The sequence below is a fragment of the Streptomyces sp. NPDC047706 genome, from assembly GCF_043204795.1.
Classification (GTDB): Bacteria; Actinomycetota; Actinomycetes; order Streptomycetales; family Streptomycetaceae; genus Streptomyces.
On the sequence record NZ_JBIDCW010000035.1, the window covers coordinates 44904 to 61860 of the forward strand.

The 16957-nt window shown below is 72.6% G+C and carries 14 protein-coding genes and 2 pseudogenes; 8 read left to right on the plus strand and 8 right to left on the minus strand.

Annotation, left to right across the window (positions count from 1 at the left end; translation table 11 throughout):
* The first annotated feature begins 64 nt into the window (after nt 1-64).
* Nucleotides 65-895 (plus strand): DeoR/GlpR family DNA-binding transcription regulator, encoded by an 831-nt coding sequence (locus ACGF8A_RS31255; RefSeq protein WP_393113626.1) that lies wholly within the window; start codon nt 65-67, stop codon nt 893-895.
* A gap of 82 nt (nt 896-977) precedes the next feature.
* Nucleotides 978-1448, plus strand: coding sequence for an SRPBCC family protein (locus ACGF8A_RS31260; RefSeq protein WP_393113628.1), 471 nt, complete (start codon nt 978-980; stop codon nt 1446-1448).
* Nucleotides 1449-1454: 6 nt separating this feature from the next.
* Here the strand turns inward: ACGF8A_RS31260 and ACGF8A_RS31265 are convergent, their stop codons facing one another.
* Nucleotides 1455-2579, minus strand: a complete 1125-nt coding sequence (locus ACGF8A_RS31265) for a PLP-dependent cysteine synthase family protein (RefSeq protein ID WP_393113629.1) — start codon at nt 2577-2579, stop codon at nt 1455-1457.
* A gap of 361 nt (nt 2580-2940) precedes the next feature.
* Here ACGF8A_RS31265 and ACGF8A_RS31270 point away from each other — a divergent pair, with 361 nt between their 5' ends.
* The 3 genes and pseudogenes from ACGF8A_RS31270 to ACGF8A_RS31280 form a co-directional block, all read left to right on the plus strand.
* On the plus strand, nt 2941-3264 hold the full coding sequence (locus ACGF8A_RS31270) for a hypothetical protein (RefSeq protein WP_393113630.1): 324 nt from the start codon (nt 2941-2943) through the stop codon (nt 3262-3264).
* Between the two features lie 250 nt (nt 3265-3514).
* Entirely contained in the window at nt 3515-4039 is a 525-nt protein-coding gene (locus ACGF8A_RS31275) for an ATP-binding protein (protein ID WP_393113631.1), read from the plus strand.
* Nucleotides 4040-4086: 47 nt separating this feature from the next.
* Nucleotides 4087-4634: pseudogene (locus ACGF8A_RS31280) on the plus strand (phosphotriesterase); the annotation flags it as partial.
* Between the two features lie 95 nt (nt 4635-4729).
* Here the strand turns inward: ACGF8A_RS31280 and ACGF8A_RS31285 are convergent.
* On the minus strand, nt 4730-5974 hold the full coding sequence (locus ACGF8A_RS31285; RefSeq protein WP_393113632.1) for an ROK family protein: 1245 nt from the start codon (nt 5972-5974) through the stop codon (nt 4730-4732).
* Nucleotides 5975-6098: 124 nt separating this feature from the next.
* Nucleotides 6099-6782, minus strand: coding sequence for an alpha-ketoglutarate-dependent dioxygenase AlkB family protein (locus ACGF8A_RS31290; RefSeq protein ID WP_393113633.1), 684 nt, complete (start codon nt 6780-6782; stop codon nt 6099-6101).
* Between the two features lie 68 nt (nt 6783-6850).
* Between ACGF8A_RS31290 and ACGF8A_RS31295 the strand changes: the two genes are divergently transcribed.
* On the plus strand, nt 6851-7984 hold the full coding sequence (locus ACGF8A_RS31295; RefSeq protein WP_393113650.1) for a methyltransferase: 1134 nt from the start codon (nt 6851-6853) through the stop codon (nt 7982-7984).
* Here ACGF8A_RS31295 and ACGF8A_RS31300 read toward each other — a convergent pair.
* Nucleotides 7974-8834 (minus strand): class II fructose-bisphosphate aldolase, encoded by an 861-nt coding sequence (locus ACGF8A_RS31300; RefSeq protein WP_393113634.1) that lies wholly within the window; start codon nt 8832-8834, stop codon nt 7974-7976. The genes ACGF8A_RS31295 and ACGF8A_RS31300 overlap by 11 nt on opposite strands.
* Before the next feature lie 73 nt (nt 8835-8907).
* Entirely contained in the window at nt 8908-9783 is an 876-nt protein-coding gene (locus ACGF8A_RS31305) for an SIS domain-containing protein (protein WP_393113635.1), read from the minus strand.
* A gap of 126 nt (nt 9784-9909) precedes the next feature.
* Here ACGF8A_RS31305 and ACGF8A_RS31310 point away from each other — a divergent pair, with 126 nt between their 5' ends.
* Both ACGF8A_RS31310 and ACGF8A_RS31315 read left to right on the plus strand, forming a co-directional pair.
* Entirely contained in the window at nt 9910-10689 is a 780-nt protein-coding gene (locus tag ACGF8A_RS31310; protein WP_393113636.1) for a DeoR/GlpR family DNA-binding transcription regulator, read from the plus strand.
* 574 nt (nt 10690-11263) lie between these two features.
* The gene (locus tag ACGF8A_RS31315) at nt 11264-13096 is read left to right on the plus strand and encodes a glycoside hydrolase family 15 protein (RefSeq protein WP_393113637.1); all 1833 of its coding nucleotides are present in this window, start codon (nt 11264-11266) and stop codon (nt 13094-13096) included.
* A 47-nt stretch (nt 13097-13143) separates the two neighbouring features.
* Here the strand turns inward: ACGF8A_RS31315 and ACGF8A_RS31320 are convergent, their stop codons facing one another.
* The 3 genes and pseudogenes from ACGF8A_RS31320 to ACGF8A_RS31330 form a co-directional block, all read right to left on the minus strand.
* On the minus strand, nt 13144-14433 hold the full coding sequence (locus ACGF8A_RS31320) for a phosphodiester glycosidase family protein (protein WP_393113638.1): 1290 nt from the start codon (nt 14431-14433) through the stop codon (nt 13144-13146).
* A 413-nt stretch (nt 14434-14846) separates the two neighbouring features.
* Nucleotides 14847-16292: a glyceraldehyde-3-phosphate dehydrogenase gene (locus ACGF8A_RS31325; protein WP_393113639.1), complete on the minus strand. Its 1446-nt coding sequence runs from the start codon at nt 16290-16292 to the stop codon at nt 14847-14849.
* Between the two features lie 201 nt (nt 16293-16493).
* A pseudogene (locus ACGF8A_RS31330) lies at nt 16494-16952 on the minus strand (hypothetical protein); the annotation flags it as partial.
* Nucleotides 16953-16957 lie beyond the last annotated feature (5 nt).

Genomic DNA, 16957 nt, shown 5'->3' on the forward strand with positions numbered 1-16957 from the left:
AACGTCCTAGTGGGAGCAGGTGCGAGGGTGTGTCGGGCGGCTCGAGGAAAGGACCGGAGCGTACGTGAGTGAGAATCAGAACCTCCTCGCGGAGCAGCGCCGCGCCCTGATCCTGGACGAGGTGCGGCGGCGCGGCGGCGTCCGCGTCAACGAGCTCACCCGCAAGCTCGGCGTGTCGGACATGACCGTCCGCCGCGATCTTGACGCGCTGGCCCGCCAGGGCGTCCTGGAGAAGGTGCACGGCGGTGCGGTGCCGGTGCTGGAGGCGAGCACGCACGAGCCGGGCTTCGAGGCCAAGTCGGGCCTGGAGCTGAGCGCCAAGGAGGACATCGCGAAGGCCGCGGCCGAACTGGTCGCGCCGGGCTCGGCGATCGCGCTGTCGGGCGGCACGACGACCTACGCGCTGGCCCACCATCTGCTGGAGGTCGCCGACCTCACCGTGGTCACGAACTCGGTGCGGGTGGCCGACGTCTTCCACTCGGCGCAGCGGTCCTCGGGACAGCGGCAGGGCGCCGCGGCGGTCGTGCTGACCGGTGGGGTGCGCACACCGTCCGACTCCCTGGTGGGGCCGGTCGCCGACCAGGCGATCGCCACCCTCCACTTCGACGTCCTGTTCCTCGGCGTGCACGGCATATCGGCGGAGGCGGGCCTGTCGACGCCGAACCTCGCGGAGGCCGAGACCAACCGGCGGCTGGTGCAGTCGGCACGGCGGGTCGTGGTGGTCGCCGACCACACCAAGTGGGGCACGGTGGGCCTGAGTTCCTTCGCGACGCTGGAGCAGGTGGACACGCTGGTGACCGACTCCGGGCTGACCGCCGAGGCGCGCGAGGACATCGCGGAGCATCTGCGGCACCTGATCGTGGCGGGCGAGGACGAGGCCACCGACGAGCCCTGATCCCGTCCGCGGCGCAGACATCCGACGGACCGCAGACCAGGGTGAGCGGCCCCGTCCCCGCTCCTCGCACAGGGGGTTTCACATGGCGCGCCGACTGCGTCCGGTGGATCTCGGCTTCGTCCGGTCCGCTCCGGTACGGCTGGTCTTCGCGCGGCAGATCGCCGCTTCCCCGGAGTCGGTCTTCCACGCGCTCGCCGAGGACGTGGCCGGCTGGCCGGAGTGGTTCTCGGCGGTGACGCTGGCCCGGACGACCGGCGAAGGCGCCGGGCGCGAGGTCCGTCTGCGCGGCGGTACGCGGTTCGCGGAGACGGTCCTCGTGGCGAAGGGGCCGGAGGTGTACGCCTATCGCATCGACGAGACCAACACGCCGGGCGCCCGCGCGCTCGTCGAGGAGTGGCGGCTCGCGCCGGCCGGTGGCGGTACGCGGGTGCAGTGGACGTTCGCGGCCGACGGGCCGCCGGTGTTCCGTGCGCTGCTGAGGCTGGCCCGGCCGGGCCTCGGCAAGGCCTTCCGGGACGCGATGACGGCGCTGGACCGGCGGCTGGCGCGGTAGGACGCCTCAGTCCGGCCAGTCACCCGTGGCGAGCAGCGAGTCGATCGCCGCGGTGTAGGGGGCGATGTCCAGTCCCTGTCCGGCCAGCCAGGCGTCCGAGTAGTACTTGTCGAGGTAGCGGTCGCCGGGGTCGCACAGCAGGGTGACCACGCTGCCGGTACGTCCCTCGGCGACCATCTCGGCGACGATCTTCAGGGCGCTCCACAGGCCGGTGCCCGTCGAGCCGCCCGCCTTGCGGCCGATGGCCCGCTCCAGGGCGCGTACCGCGGCGACGCTCGCCGCGTCCGGCACCTTCATCATGCGGTCGATCGCACCGGGCACGAAGCTCGGCTCCATCCGGGGCCGGCCGATGCCCTCAATACGGGAGCCGCAGTCGCAGGTGACGTCCGCATCGCCGGTGGTCCAGCCTTCGAAGAAGCAGGAGTTGTCCGGGTCGGCGACGCAGACGCGGGTGTCGTACTGCATGTAGTGGACGTAACGCGCGATGGTCGCGGAGGTGCCGCCGGTGCCGGCCGTGGCGACGATCCACGCGGGCTCCGGGAAGCGCTCCAACTCCAGCTGACGGAAGATGGATTCGGCGATGTTGTTGTTGCCGCGCCAGTCCGTGGCCCGTTCCGCGTAGGTGAACTGGTCCATGTAGTGTCCGCCGGTCTCGGCCGCGAGGCGGGCGGATTCTTCGTACATCCTGCGTGAGTCGTCCACGAAGTGGCAGCTGCCGCCATGGAATTCGATCAGGCGGCACTTCTCCGCACTCGTCGTGCGGGGCATCACCGCGATGAAGGGGACACCGATCAGCTTCGCGAAGTACGCCTCGGAGACGGCCGTCGAACCGCTGGACGCCTCGATCACCGGGCGGCCCGGACGGATCCAGCCGTTGCACAGCCCGTAGAGGAAGAGCGAGCGCGCGAGGCGGTGCTTGAGACTTCCCGTGGGGTGGGTCGACTCGTCCTTGAGGTAGAGGTCGATGCCCCAGTGTTCCGGCAGGGGGAAACGGAGGAGGTGGGTGTCGGCCGAGCGGTTGGCGTCGGCCTGGACCTTGCGGACGGCGTCCTTGAGCCAGCCGCGGTAGGCGGCGTCGGTGCGGTCGGCGTCGAGGGTGGTGCCGGTCCGGATCTGCTGGGGGGTGGTCACGGCGGGGCTCCTTAGGGCTGCACGCCGACGGCGGATCGCGCGGCCGACGCACCGATCATAAGCAGCCTGAGCACGCTCCTCACCTGCATAAACGCATCTTTGAGGCGCTCAAAGCCGGGGCTGGGGGCCCACTGGGCACGGGGACGCGCCGCCACCGCGCGGCGGCCTTGGCGCACTCGGGCGCCGACCGGCGGGCGGCTGTCCTGCCGGCCACCTCCGGGGGCGCATTCGCGTGAGTGCACCGGGTGGCCTATGCCTCGGTGACGTGCGCACTGGTGCGCGACTGCGGTGGCGTGCAGACTGCACCGGGTGGGACGGACACCCCGAACAGGACCCGCGGTCGACGAGGGGGCGGCAGGGCATGGCGGAGCCGGAGTTCACGGCCTTGGGCGTGCGGATCGGGAAGGGCCTGCGCTCACTCACCCGGGCCGGGCAGGTCCGGATCAGCGGCGGCCGGGTGGAGCTGCTCACCAGCTACGGCAGCGAGATCGACAGCGCGCCGGTGCGGGCGGTGCGGGCGTCGAAGCCGTGGTTCGCCTCCGGGGACCGCGCCCTGGCCGACCTCAACGGCAAGCGTTATGTGCTGACCCTGGGCGAGCAGGACCCCGCCCCGGGCGAGCCTGGCCCACCCGCGGCACGCCGGTTCATCGAGGCCGTGCGCAGGGCGGCCGCAGAGGGCACCTGACAGGTGACCGAGGGCCGGGCCGGGGAGGGCGGCAGCCGTGGCCGGGAAGCGACGGCGCCGCTTTCTGTCCGGAACACCGCGAGTTGCGGCCTCACACCCCTTGCGCCACTCTGGTCTCACGTCACTCTGGGTTTACCGGCGATAACGCTGCGAACCAGCCCGCCGGCCACGACAGCAGGCGGCCTTTTCACGGGCGCTGCTGGATCCGAACTCCGTGTTCTTCCGGACCTCACGTCGGGGAGTCGCAGCCGTGATCAGTCACCCAAGCAGGCACTGCACGGTGGAGCTCCAAGCCCTGCCGTCGCGGATCGGCCAGGTCCGCAGAATCGTATCTGCGCAGTTGCGCTACTGGCATCTGGATCCCCTGATAGACCGAGCGGCGCTCGGTGTGACGGAGTTGCTCTCGAACGTCCACCGGCATGCCCAACCCGACAAGACGTGCACCGTCGAGATCGAGCTCCTGCTCGACCGGCTCACCGTCTCGGTGCGCGACCACGACCCGCGTCTTCCCGTGGTGGCGGACGCGGACCCGCTGGCCACCTGTGGGCGCGGGCTCGCCATGGTGGCGGCGATGAGCGAGAGCTGGGGCGTACGGCCGGACGGCGACAACGGCAAGATCGTGTGGTTCACGCTGCCCACGGTCAGCCCTGCCTTGAAGGCGCCCCCGCGCCCGGCCCGCCGTACGGCCGCCGAGCCGGCGCGCCGGTTCGCGGAGGTCGAACCGGCCGTCCGCGCGCCCGAACACACTCCCGCCCGGTCGGCCGTTGTGGGCTGACCGGGCGGTGAGCGCAGCACGCGGGTCCTGCTGAACGGCGTCATGCGACCCCGTACGGGCTGGGCCGGCGGGCCGCGGATCTGCCCGCGCCCGCCCGGGACTGCGGGGTCCCTGAGGTGGCCGCGACGGGACTGCACCAGGCCGCCCCTTACGGCGAGGGAGCGCTGGAGCGGGTGCGGGGGGCCGGCGGACGTGTTCGTCGCCGAACTGACCGAGGGCATCGGCACGTCGGGCGTCCGTGCGGGGTTCGTCAAGGTCGCGGGCGGGCTCCACGCGTTCGACGCCCACGCCCAGCTGGACCATGGCCGCCGCCCCGAGGCCCACCACGCGACCGGCGCGTCCGTCGCCGTCCACCTGGAGCTGGGCACGGCCGCACCGGACGTACTGGACCTGCGGTGCGGGGAGTTGGGCGTGCCGCCGCACCGGATGATCCTGGGCACCTCGGACCGCTCCCCCGACCCCGTCGTGCACCGCCAGGCCGGCCGAGGCGGGCGCCTGCCTGTCCTACGACGGTCCCGCGCGCCCCCACCACGCCACCGACTGGCGCATACCGAACGCCGTACGCGCGCCGGCCGAGACCGGATTCGAAGATCGCCGGTCCTGCCGCCCCGAAGCCCGACCAGCCGTGTCGTCACGGTGACCGCCTGCCAGGCGCCCGCGGAAGGCGTCGGCCCCGGACGGCGGCACTCCTCAGGCCGCCGCGAGCGCCCCCAGCGGATCGTCCAGTACCGGCTGCCACGCCAGTTCCGCCGCACCGACCAGGCTGTTGTGGTCCAGGGAGCAGGCGAGGATCGGCACTCCGCCGCTCTGGCCCCACAGGCTGCGGTCGGCGACCACCGCCCTCAGACGCCCGGGGTCGGCGTCAAGGAGGGTGCGGTGCAGGCCGCCCAGGATGATCCGGTCGGGATTGAGGATGTTCACCAGCCCGGCGAGGCCCAGTCCCAGCCTGTCGATCAGGGCCTCGGTCGCCATGCGGACGGCGGGGTCGGCGTACGCGTGCCGGATCAGGTCGTCGGCCTGCTTCAGCAGGGACACCTCGGGGCCCGGTTCGAGGCCGGCCGTGGTGAGGAAGGCAAGCGGGTCGGCCTCGACGTCGAGGCAGCCGCGGCTGCCGCAGTGACAGGGGCGGCCCTCGGGGTTGACGGTGAGGTGGCCGACCTCCAGCGCCAGGCCCGAACTGCCGGTGTGCAGCCGCCCGTCGAGCACCAGCGCCCCGCCGACGCCACGGTGCCCGGTGGCCACGCACAGCAGGTCGCGGGCGCCCCGTCCGGCGCCGTGCCGGTGCTCGGCGAGCGCGGCGAGGTTGACGTCGTTGGCCGCGAACGCGGGGCCGGTGATCCCGGCCGCGCGGACGCACTCGGCGAAGATCTGCCGCACCGGCGCCCCCGCCGGCCACGCCAGGTGCAGCGGGTTCAGTGCCAGCCCCGCCGGCTCGGCGACGGCCGACGGCACGGCGAGGCCGGCGCCCACGCACCGCCGCCCGGTCGCGCGCAACAGCTCGGCGCCCGCCTCCACCACCGACCCGAGCACCTTCGCGGGGTCGGCGTCGACGGTCTCGCAGCCGGGCGCGGTGGCGACGATCCGCCCGCCGAGGCCGACCAGCGCGGCCCGGAAGCCGTCGGCGTGCACCTGCGCGGCGAGTGCCACGGGGCCGTCCTCGGCGAGTTCCAGCCGGTGCGAGGGGCGGCCCTGGGACCCGGCGGCGGCGCCGGGCCGGGCGTCGACGCGGATCAGGCCCAGCGCCTCCAGCTCGGCGGCGACCGCTCCGGCCGTGGCGCGGGTGACGCCGAGTTCGGCGGTGAGGACGGCGCGGGTCGGGGCGCGTCCGGTGTGCACGAGCTCCAACGCGGGGCCGAGCGCTGCGCGCCCCCGGTCCAACCGCGTTCTCGAGGTGGTCCCTTCCCCCGCCGTCCGGGGGTCCGCCTTGCCACTCATGAGGGCGAGTCTCCCATGATCCGTTCGTTCGTCGGCGGCCGCCGGGCGCACCGCCGGAAGCGGCGGGCCATGCGGCCGGCGGTCCGCGCCACCGTCGCGGCGGGCCGCCCGGTTCCCCCGCCCGTCAGGGCGCCGGACGGCCCTCGGCCCGCTCCGCCGTGAAGCCGCTCACCCGCAGGGTCACGTTCAGCCGACCGGTCAGGCCCAACTCGCCGGGCGCGGTCCCCGGGCGCACCCGGGGCACCCCGTGGTAGGCGAGCCGTGACGGTCCTCCGAAGACGAACAGGTCGCCGCTGCGCAACGCGACGTCCGTGTAGGGGCGCGTCCGGGTCTCGGTGTTGCCGAAGCGGAAGACGCAGGTGTCGCCTAGGCTCAGGGACACCACCGGCGCGTCCGACTCCTCGTCGCCGTCGCGGTGCATGCCCATCCGGGCGTCGCCGTCGTAGAAATTGATCAGTGCGATGTCGTACGCGGCCCCGGTGGCCGCCGCCGCTCCGAGGGCGTCCGTCACCGCCCGTCGGCCCAGGTCGCCGAGCCAGGCAGGGAAGGGCTTCACCGGGGCACCGTCGCCGTCGGCGACCGTGCGGGCGTAGGCGTACGGGTACCAGTGCCAGCCCAGGCAGACCTGCCGGGCGGTCATGGTGCCGCCGCCAGGGGTGTGGACCGTGCGCAGTCCGGCGGGCGGCCGCGCCCACTCCCGGCAGGCGCGCAGCAGCTCACGCTGGCCGTCCCCGTCCAGCCAGTCGGGCACGTGCACCGCGCCGGGCGCGATCTCCGTACGCTCCCTGGGGAACAGCTCGGTGTCCATGCCCTCCATCCTCGCGCACCGGCCGTGAGCTGCGGGCAGCTAGCCTGGACGGCACGATGAACGACCGTATGACGACGCCCTGGGGCGAGCTCGCGCCGATCCGCTTCCCCGAGGACCCGCGTGACCGCCTGCGCGCGTGGGACGCCTCCGACGAGTATCTGCTCAGGCACCTCGCGGAGCAGGACGTCCCGCTGTCCGGCACCATCGTGGTGCTCGGCGACCGCTGGGGCGCGCTGGTCACGGCGCTCGCGCGGCACGCGCCCGTGCAGATCACCGACTCCTACCTGGCCCAGGAGGCCACCCGCGCCAACCTCGCCCGCAGCGGCGTCGAGCCCGGCACGGTGTCGCTGCTCACCACGCGGGACGCGCCGCCCGAGCGGATCGACGTGCTCCTGGTGCGTGTCCCGAAGAGCCTGGCACTCCTGGAGGACCAGCTGCTGCGGCTGGCGCCCGCCGTGCACGAGGGAACGGTCGTCGTCGGCGCCGGCATGGTGAAGGAGATCCACACCTCGACGCTGAACCTGTTCGAACGGATCCTCGGCCCGACCCGTACCTCACTCGCGCGGAAGAAGGCCCGGCTGATCCTGTGCACGCCGGATCCGTCGCTGCGGCGGCCCGCGAACCCGTGGCCGCACAGCTACGCCCTGCCCGGCGACGTCGGCCCGGTGTCCGGGCACACGGTCGTGAACCACGCGGGCGTCTTCTGCGCGGACCGGCTCGACATCGGCACGCGGTTCTTCCTCGCCCATCTGCCACGGACGCGCGGGGTGCGCCGGGTGGTCGACCTGGGGTGCGGCAACGGTGTCGTCGGTACGGCGGTGGCGCTGGCCGACCCGGCCGCCGAGGTCCTGTTCGTCGACGAGTCGTTCCAGGCCGTAGCCTCGGCGGAGGCGACGTACAAGGCGAACGGGGTGCCCGGGCACGCCGAGTTCCGCGTCGGCGACGGGCTGTCCGGGGTGCCGTCGGGCAGCGTCGACCTGGTGCTGAACAATCCGCCGTTCCATGCGCACCAGGCGACGACCGACGCGACCGCCTGGCGGATGTTCACGGGCGCGCGGCGGGCCCTGCGGCCGGGCGGTGAGCTGTGGGTGGTCGGCAACCGGCATCTCGGCTATCACGTGAAGCTGCGGCGGCTGTTCGGGAACAGCCACCTCGTGGCGAGCGACCCGAAGTTCGTGGTGCTGAAGGCCGTCAAACGGTAGGGCCGCCGAGTATCCGCAGCATCGCCGTGACCGTCCGCACCATCGCCTCGCGGCCGACGCTGAGGTACATGCGCGAGTCGACGGCCTCCGGACGGGCGGCGAGGAACTCCCTGATCGCGCCGGTCATGGCGACGTTGAGGGCGGTGCCGACGTTGACCTTGGTGATGCCGCCGGCGACCGCCGCCGTGAGATCGCCGTCCGGGACTCCGGAGGAGCCGTGCAGGACGAGGGGGACGTCGAGAGTGCCGGAGAGGCGCTTGAGGAGGGTGTGGTCGAGGGTGGCGGTGCGGGTGGTCATGGCATGGCTGCTGCCGATGGCGACAGCCAGCGCGTCCACCCCCGTGCCGGTGACGAAGGCGCGGGCCTGGGCGGGCTCGGTACGGGCGCCGGGCGCGTGGGCGTCCAGCGGCGGCTGTCCGTCCTTGCCGCCGACCTGGCCCAGCTCGGCCTCGATCCACAGCCCCTGGGCGTGCGCCCAGTCGGCGGCGGCGCGGGTCGCGGCGAGGTTCTCGGCGTAGGCCAGGCGCGCGGCGTCGTACATGACGGAGCTGAAGCCGGCGTCCGGGGCCTGGCGCAGCAGGCTGTCGCTCTGGATGTGGTCGAGGTGCAACGCGACGGGAACGGCGGCCCGTTCGGCGGCGGTGACGGCGGCGCGGGCGAGCGGCAGCAGCCGGCCGTAGCGGAACTTGACGGCGTTCTCGCTGACTTGCAGCACGACGCCGCTCCCGGCGCTCTCCGCGCCGGCGATGACGGCCTCGATGTGTTCCAGCGTGATGATGTTGAAGGCGGCGACGGCGGAACGGGCGTCGGCGGCGCGTGTGACGAGCTCGCCGGTTCTCACGAGGGGCACGGCTTCTCCTTGCTGGTGCTGCTCGGAGGTCACGCGGGGGCGGGGCCGGGCGGCCCCTCCGTGCGCGGGCGTCTCAGAGGATCACCGAGCGGGTGAGGTTGCGGGGCCGGTCGGGGTCGAGGCCGCGGGCTGCCGCCACGGCCACGGCGAGGCGCTGGGCGCGGATCAGCTCGGCGAGCGGGTCGAGGCCGCCCGCCACCCACTGCCCGCCGGTGGCCCGTACCTGGTCGGCGAGTCCTTCGGGCTCGGGCCCGAGCATCCACGTCGCCGTGCCTTCGGTGGTGATGCTGAGGGGACCGTGCCGGTACTCCATCGCGGGGTAGGACTCGGTCCACGCCTGGGCGGCCTCGCGCATCTTCAGGGCCGCCTCATGGGCGAGGCCCACCGTCCAGCCGGTGCCGAGGAAGGTGAACTGGCGGCAGTCCATCAGGACTTCGGTCAGCTCGGCGTCGAGTGCGGTGCGGGCGTCCGCGACGGCGGCGTCGGTGTGCAGGCCCAGGTGGGCGCGGAGCAGGGTGAGCGCGGTGGTGGCGAAGCGGGTCTGCACGACCGACCCCTCGTCGGCGAAGTCGAGCACGACGACGTGTTCGGCGGCGTCCATGACGGGTGTGAGCGGGTCGGCGGTGATCGCGGAGGTGCGGGTGCGTCCGTTCACCTTGCGGAGCAGGTCGAGGACCTCGGTGGTGGTGCCGGAGCGGGTCAGGGCGAGGACCCGGTCGTAGCCGCGGCCGTAGGGGAACTCCGAGGCGGCGAAGGCGTCCGTCTCGCCCTGCCCGGCGGCTTCGCGCAGGGCCGCGGCCGACTGCGCCATGAAGTACGAGGTGCCGCATCCGACGATCGCGACCCGCTCCCCCGGCGCCGGCAGTGCCGCGCGCTGCTCCGGCGCGAGCGCGGCGGCCCGGGTCCAGCACTCCGGCTGGCTGCCCAGCTCGTCCTCGACATGCGTCATGCCGCACCCTTCCCAACGATTGATTGTTGCTGCAAGATACAGCGCCTTTTCGAGCAGAATCAAGCACTCTGAGGGATGGGGGCTGCGCTAGGGTCACGGGTACCGAGAACGTGCAGGGAGGTGCGGATGTCACGGGACGCCCGCTGGAAGGCGCTGCTGGAGCTGCTCGTCGAGCGCGGCCGACTGGACGTCGAGGAGGCCGCCGCCGAACTGGAGGTGTCGCCCGCGACGATCCGCCGGGACTTCGACCGGCTCGCCGAGCAGCAGATGCTCGTCCGCACCCGGGGTGGCGCGGTCGTCCACGGAGTGTCGTACGAGCTGCCCCTGCGCTACAAGACGGCCCGTCGCGCCTCCGAGAAGCAGCGCATCGCCCAGGCGGTCGCCGAACTCATCGCCCCCGGTGAGGCGGTCGGGCTGACCGGCGGCACCACCACGACCGAGGTGGCGCGGGCCCTCGCCGTGCGCGGCGACCTCGCCTCCGGCTCGCCGGCGCTGACCGTCGTCACCAACGCGCTGAACATCGCCAACGAGCTGGCGGTACGACCGCAGTTCAAGATCGTGGTCACGGGCGGGGTGGCACGGGCCCAGTCGTACGAGCTCATCGGGCCGCTCGCGGACGGTGTGCTCGGCCAGATCACGCTGGACGTGGCGGTGGTCGGGGTCGTCGGCCTGCATGTCGCGGACGGGGCGGCGGCGCACGACGAGGCGGAGGCGGCGATCAACCGGCTGCTGTGCGAGCGCGCCGAGCGGGTGATCGTCGCGGCCGACTCCAGCAAGCTGGGCCGGCGCGCCTTCGCCCGGATCTGCGGCACCGAGCTCGTGGACACGCTGGTCACGGACACGGCGGTGGACGAGGAGACGGTACGGCGCTTCGAGGAGGCGGGGGTGACGGTGGTAGCGGTCTGACCAGCGCCATCGCCGTGCACGGGTCCTCATCCGGGCCCACCTTCCATGTGCGCTGGTCGCGGTCGCCCGCCCTCACTCGCGCGCACTGTCATCCGTTCTCAGCGCGCAGGCGCCCACGCCGCGCGCCTGCCGTCGCCGCGCCCGCCGGCCCAGCCACCCACCCGTGCCGACCTGCCGCCGTCGCCCGCGCGCCAGCCCTCCGTGAAGGGGCGCGCTGCGCCGGCTTTCCCAGTCGCCATACGGGGGCCTACGGCCACACCCCGCCAGACATACAGGGCCTTACGGCCACACCCCGCCCGGCATACAGGGCCTTGCGGCCACAGCTCCGCCCGCCGTTCAGAACCTCCCGAACACACCGCCGCCCGGCATACGGACCTCCCGGACACGACCCGCTCCCCGCGTGCCGCCCCGGCCGCTGCTGCGCTGCCCGCACCGTCCGTGCCCGGCCCGAGAGTCCCCAACACCCTCCACGCCCTCCGATCCGCCTCGCACCCCCTTCGCACTTCGCACCGCCGGTCTGTTCCGATCGCGCCTAAGCTGGAAACGCGCTGTACGGCCGTTGTGGGAGGCAGCGATGTACGGAATACCTGACGACGGGGCATCCGGCAACTCCCGGTACCTGCCGATCGCCGAGCACGGGCTGATCGGCGATCTGCGCAGCGTCGCCCTGGTGGGCACCAACGGCACGATCGACTGGTACTGCTGTTCCGCCTTCGACGCGCCGAGCGTCTTCGCGTCGATCCTGGACGCCGAGCGGGGCGGCAGCTTCGAGCTGGCCGCGTCCGTGCCCGGGCGTACCAAGCAGTTCTACTTCCCCGACACCAACGTCCTGATCACCCGCTTCTTCACCGAGGACGGCGTGGGCGAGGTGCAGGACTTCATGCCGATCAGCGGCGAGTCCCTCGAGGCGGAGCGGCACCGCCTGATCCGGCGGGTGCTGTGCGTGCGCGGTTCGATCCCGTTCCGCGCGCGGGTGGCCCCGCGTTTCGACTACGGCACCCAGCCGCACACCCTGCGCATGGTCGGGGACGTGGCGGTGTTCGAGTCACCCGACCTCTCGCTCGGCCTCACCTCCACGGTCCCCCTGGACGCCGCCGGTCTCGACGCCCGCGCCGACTTCAAGCTCGCCGAGGGCGAGTCGGCGGTGTTCGCGCTGGACCAGGTCGGCGACGACGTGGCCCCGCGCTGCTGCCCGAGTCAGGAGGCGGAGAGGCACTTCTCGGCGACGGTGGCGTACTGGCGGCGCTGGCTGGCCGCCTCCAAGTACCGGGGCCGCTGGCGGGAGATGGTGCACCGCTCGGCGCTGACCCTGAAGCTGCTCACCTACGCGCCCACCGGCGCGATCGTGGCCGCGCCGACCACCAGCCTGCCCGAGCAGCTGGGCGGCGAGCGCAACTGGGACTACCGCTACGTCTGGGTGCGCGACGCCGCCTTCTGCGTGTACGCGCTGCTGCGGCTGGGCTTCACCGGCGAGGCCGACGCGTTCATGAAGTTCGTGACCCGGCACATCACCCCGGGCGACAGCAAGCCTTCGGGCCCGTTGCAGATCATGTACGGCATCGACGGCCGCACCGATCTGCCCGAACGTGAACTGGACCATCTGGAGGGGCACGAGGGCGCGGCTCCGGTGCGCGTCGGGAACGCCGCCGCCGAGCAGCTCCAGCTCGACATCTACGGCGCGCTCATCGACTCCGTCTACCTGTACGACAAGTGGGCGCAGCCGATCTCCAGCACCCAGTGGGACCACGTGTGCGGCCTGGTCGACTGGGTGTGCGAGAACTGGCATCAGCCGGACGAGGGCATCTGGGAGACCCGCGGTGGCCGCAAGAGCTTCCTGTACTCGCGGCTGATGTGCTGGGTGGCGATCGAGCGGGCCATCCGGATGGCCAACCGGCGCGGTCTGCCCGCCGACATCGTGCGCTGGCGGGGCGTCCGCGACACGATCTACCGGCGGATCATGACCCACGGCTGGTCGGAACGGCGTCAGGCGTTCGTCCAGCACGAGGACGACGAGGTGCTCGACGCGGCACTGCTGATGATGCCGCTGTCGAAGTTCATCGCGCCCACCGACCCCAAGTGGCTGTCCACGCTGGACGCGCTCACCGGGGACCTGGTGTCCGACTCGCTGGTCTACCGCTACGACCCGCAGGCCAGCCCGGACGGGCTGCGCGGCGACGAGGGCACGTTCTCGATCTGCTCGTTCTGGTACGTCGAGGCCTTGGTGCGCGCCGGCCGGGTGGAGGAGGCGCGGCTGGCGTTCGAGAAGATGCTCACCTACGCCAACCATCTCGGCCTGTACGCCGAGGAGATCAGCCACACCGGCCGGCAGCAGGGCAACTTCCCGCAGGCGTTCACCCATCTCGCGCTGATCAGCGCGGCGTTCAACCTGGACAAGGCCCTCGGCTGACCGGCCGGACCTCTCGGTCCGGTCGGCCGGCCGGGCGGGCAGCGGGGTCAGCCGCGCAGGATCAGGGCGTCGCCGACGGGCCGCTCGGTGGTGCCGCTCGGCCGGTTCACCAGCTCGCCCCGGACGGACATGGCGGTGGAGCCGCCGCCGTCGAGGTTGACCGCGTCGTGCAGCCCCAGCGCGTGGGCAACCGCGGCGGTCTCGTCCATGGTGGTGCCGACGCTGCTGGTCATCCGGCCGTCGATGGTCACGAAGACGATCCGGCCGTCCTTCGTCGTACCGCCGACGGTGCGGGGGTTGCGGTCGAAGAAGCTGCCCGTGCCGTCCGGGACGACGATCCGGCCGTCGGCCGTGAGCCGGTAGCGGCCGTTGACACCGGTCAGCCCACTGTGCAGCGCGACCCGCTCGCCCTTCTCGTCGACGAGCTGGGACCTGGTCCACAGGCACCCCTCCGCCGCCAGCTGCAGCAGCGAGGCCGTCTCACGGCCGGTCGCCTGGAGTGAAGTCTGACCGGTGGTCAGCTGCGTCCCCCGGGTCGTGGCGGTGCGGACCACACAGCCACGCCGGTCGAGGACGACCTCGGCGCCGGCGCCGGACGGCGTGGCCGCGGCGAACTCGGGCGTGAAGCGGACGACGTCACCGGGCTGGGTGCACTGGGTCTGGTCCGGGAGGGAGGTGCATCCCGCGGGGACCACCGGCGGGTGGTTGATGAACTCCAGCGGAAGGCTCGCGCCGGTCTGCCGGTTGTGCACGCTGCCGGACCAGCTCAGCTTGCCCATGACGACCCGGTCGGTGCGGGAGTCCACGACGAAGTTGACCTCGGCGGGGTCGCTGGACGGCTCGCTGAGCAGCTTGCCGCCGTACAGGCCGAGACCGACCGGGTCTCCCGGGTACTGGGGGTTGGCCGTGAAGGTGAAGAAGGAGGCGTTGACGCCCACGAGCGCTCCGGAGGAGCGGACGAGGTCGGTGGTCTTCTCGGTGCGGGCGAGGTCGGGGCCGTAGGTGGCCTCCAGGTGGCCGCGCGCCTTGCGGGGGTCGATGGTCAGGACGTTGACCACCCAGGGGCCACGGGTCGTGGTGTTGATCTGGTCGGGCGGGGCGGGCTCGGTGCCCCGGACGATCCGGGTGAGGGTGACGCCGCTCGCCAGGGTCTGGCTGCTGCGGGTCTCCACCAGGTCGGCGTCACCGAGGGGCAGGCCCCGGGCGGCGCCGGCGGCCTGAGCGGTGGCCGCGGCCTGAGCGGGCGGGGCGGCCTGAGCGGAGGGGGCGGCCAGGATGGCCAGGGCGGCGACGGTGGCCGCCGCGACACGTGACAGTCCGGCTCTGGTCGTTGTCATGTTCGCGAGGGTCCGAGCCACAGGCAACAGCCACCGCTTAGCCAGTTGACCCGCTACCACCGACTGGGTTAACAACCGCTCCCGCGGGGCGGTCGGTTGGCCGGGAGATGACGGCCATGAGGTACGGCACGTTGACTGGCGGTGAAGGGGCTCTCCCCGGACCGGCCTCGGCCGACGCGCCGTCAAGTCCCGGCCGCCAGGCGCTCTGTGGTCTTCATGAGGGACAGAGTAGGGATGTGCCGGGGCTCGTCCAGTACCTGATCGGCCAAGGCGTGTTCGCGCCTTCGCCGGCGACGGCCTGTCGCTCGCTGCCCGTGAGCTCGTTACGCCGTGAGCTCGTTACCCCGTGAGAAACGACCGACGCCCGGACCACTGGTGAACGTGGTCCGGGCGTCGCGGCGGCGTACGACCGGTCAGGCGACCGGTGCCGGGTAGGTCGGGTACTCGACGCCGGAGACGTACTGGACGACGCGGACGACCTGGCAGGAGTAGCCGAACTCGTTGTCGTACCAGAGGTAGAGGATCGCGTTGTCGCCCTCGACCTTGGTGGCGCCGGCGTCGACGATCGAGGCGTGGCGTGAGCCGATGAAGTCGCTGGAGACCGCGTCGGGGGCGCTGGTGAAGTCGATCTGGCGCTTCAGCGGCGAGGTCAGCGACACCTCGCGGAGATGGTCGAGAACCTCCTCGCGGGTGGTCTCGCGGGCGAGCTGCAGGTTGAGGATGGCGATCGAGACGTCCGGTACGGGGACGCGGATCGAGCTGCCGGTGATCCTGGCCTTGAGGCCGGGCAGCGCCTTGGCGACGGCGGAGGCGGCGCCGGTCTCGGTGATGACCATGTTCAGCGGCGCGGAGCGGCCACGCCGGTCGGCCTTGTGGTAGTTGTCCAGCAGGTTCTGGTCGTTGGTGAACGAGTGGACGGTCTCCACGTGGCCGCGCAGCACGCCGTACTCGTCGTCCATGGCCTTCAGCGGCGGGACGATGGCGTTGGTGGTGCAGGACGCGCAGGACAGGATGTCCTCGTCCGGCTTGAGCATGTCGTGGTTGACGCCGTGCACGATGTTGGGGACGTCGCCCTTGCCGGGGGCGGTGAGCACGACCTTGTCGATGCCCGGCCGCAGATGCTTGGACAGGCCCTCACGGTCACGCCACTTGCCGGTGTTGTCGATGAGGATGGCGTCCTTGATGCCGTACGCCGTGTAGTCCACCGACGTCGGGTCGTCGGAGTAGATCACCTTGATCTCGTTGCCGTTGGCGAAGATCGTGCTGCTCGCCTCGTCGACGGTGATCGTGCCCTGGAACTGGCCGTGGATGGAGTCGCGCCGCAGCAGCGAGGCCCGCTTGACGATGTCCTGTTCGCCACCGCCCCGGACGACGATGGCACGCAGCCGCAGCCCGTTGCCGGAGCCGGCCTTCTCGATCAGCAGGCGCGCGACCAGACGGCCGATACGGCCGAAGCCGTAGAGGACGACGTCGCGCGGCTCGCGGCGCTCGATCCTGTCGGCGCCGGTGGCGCCGGCGACGGCCTGGGCGGTGAACTCCTCGACGCTCAGGCCGCGGTCGTCGGCCACGTACGTGGCCGCGAGCATGCCGATGTCGATCTGGGAGGGGCCGAGGTCGAGGGCGGTCAGCGCCTGGAGGAAGGGCATCGTCTCGGTGACCGAGAGCTCCGCACCGGCGATCTGGCGGGCGAACCGGTGGGCTTTGAGGATGCTGATGACCGACTTGTTCACCAAGGAGCGGCTGTGCAGCAGGACGGTGACGTCCCGCTCGCGGTGCAGCTTCCCGATGATCGGAATCATCGACTCCGCGATCTCCTCGCGGTTCTTCCAGTTGGTGAACGAGTCGTCGTTGATCGTCACGGGCCTATCTTTCGAGCTAGGTGGCGCTCATATGCTAACCACACCGGCGTTTCGATCACTCACCGGGTGGTTGTGTGGGGTTCTCCAGGGGCCCGGGACCGGTCCCGGCCGAAGGCCCGTGGCGAGCCGGACCGAGGCAGGGCTCAGCCCGTCCGCGATGACGGGCCGGTCCGGCCCGCGAGCGCCGTGGAAGCTGCGCCACATGACGGTGACCAGACCCCGGCCGCGGCCGACCGCACCGGTGATCGTGGCGGTCTCGCGCGGCGCGCTGCCCGGCTCGGCGCCGCCGACCGAGGCGGAGGTGCCGCTGACCACGTGCACGCGGGGCGGCCTGCGGCGCAGGCTCGCCAGGACGGTCCCGGACACCCGGCCGAGCGGCCCGACGGGCGGCCGTTGAGGTGGTTCTCGCCGACCCATGGCCCCGAGGCCGCCGAGCGGACCGCCGCGCCGAGCAACTCCCGCCAGGACGCCGGCTGTCAACGCCCCCTCCGCCCACCGCTGCCGGCGCTTCGGGGCGTCACCGGGGCGGCCGCCGACGCCCCGGGCCACCCGGAAACGCACCAAGTGCCACTCCTGGGCACTGAGGCCGTGAGGGCCGTCGGGGCCCAGGTCCCAGGATCGTTCCGGTCCGTCGGCGCCACTGCCGCAGTCCAGCCGGGCGGGAC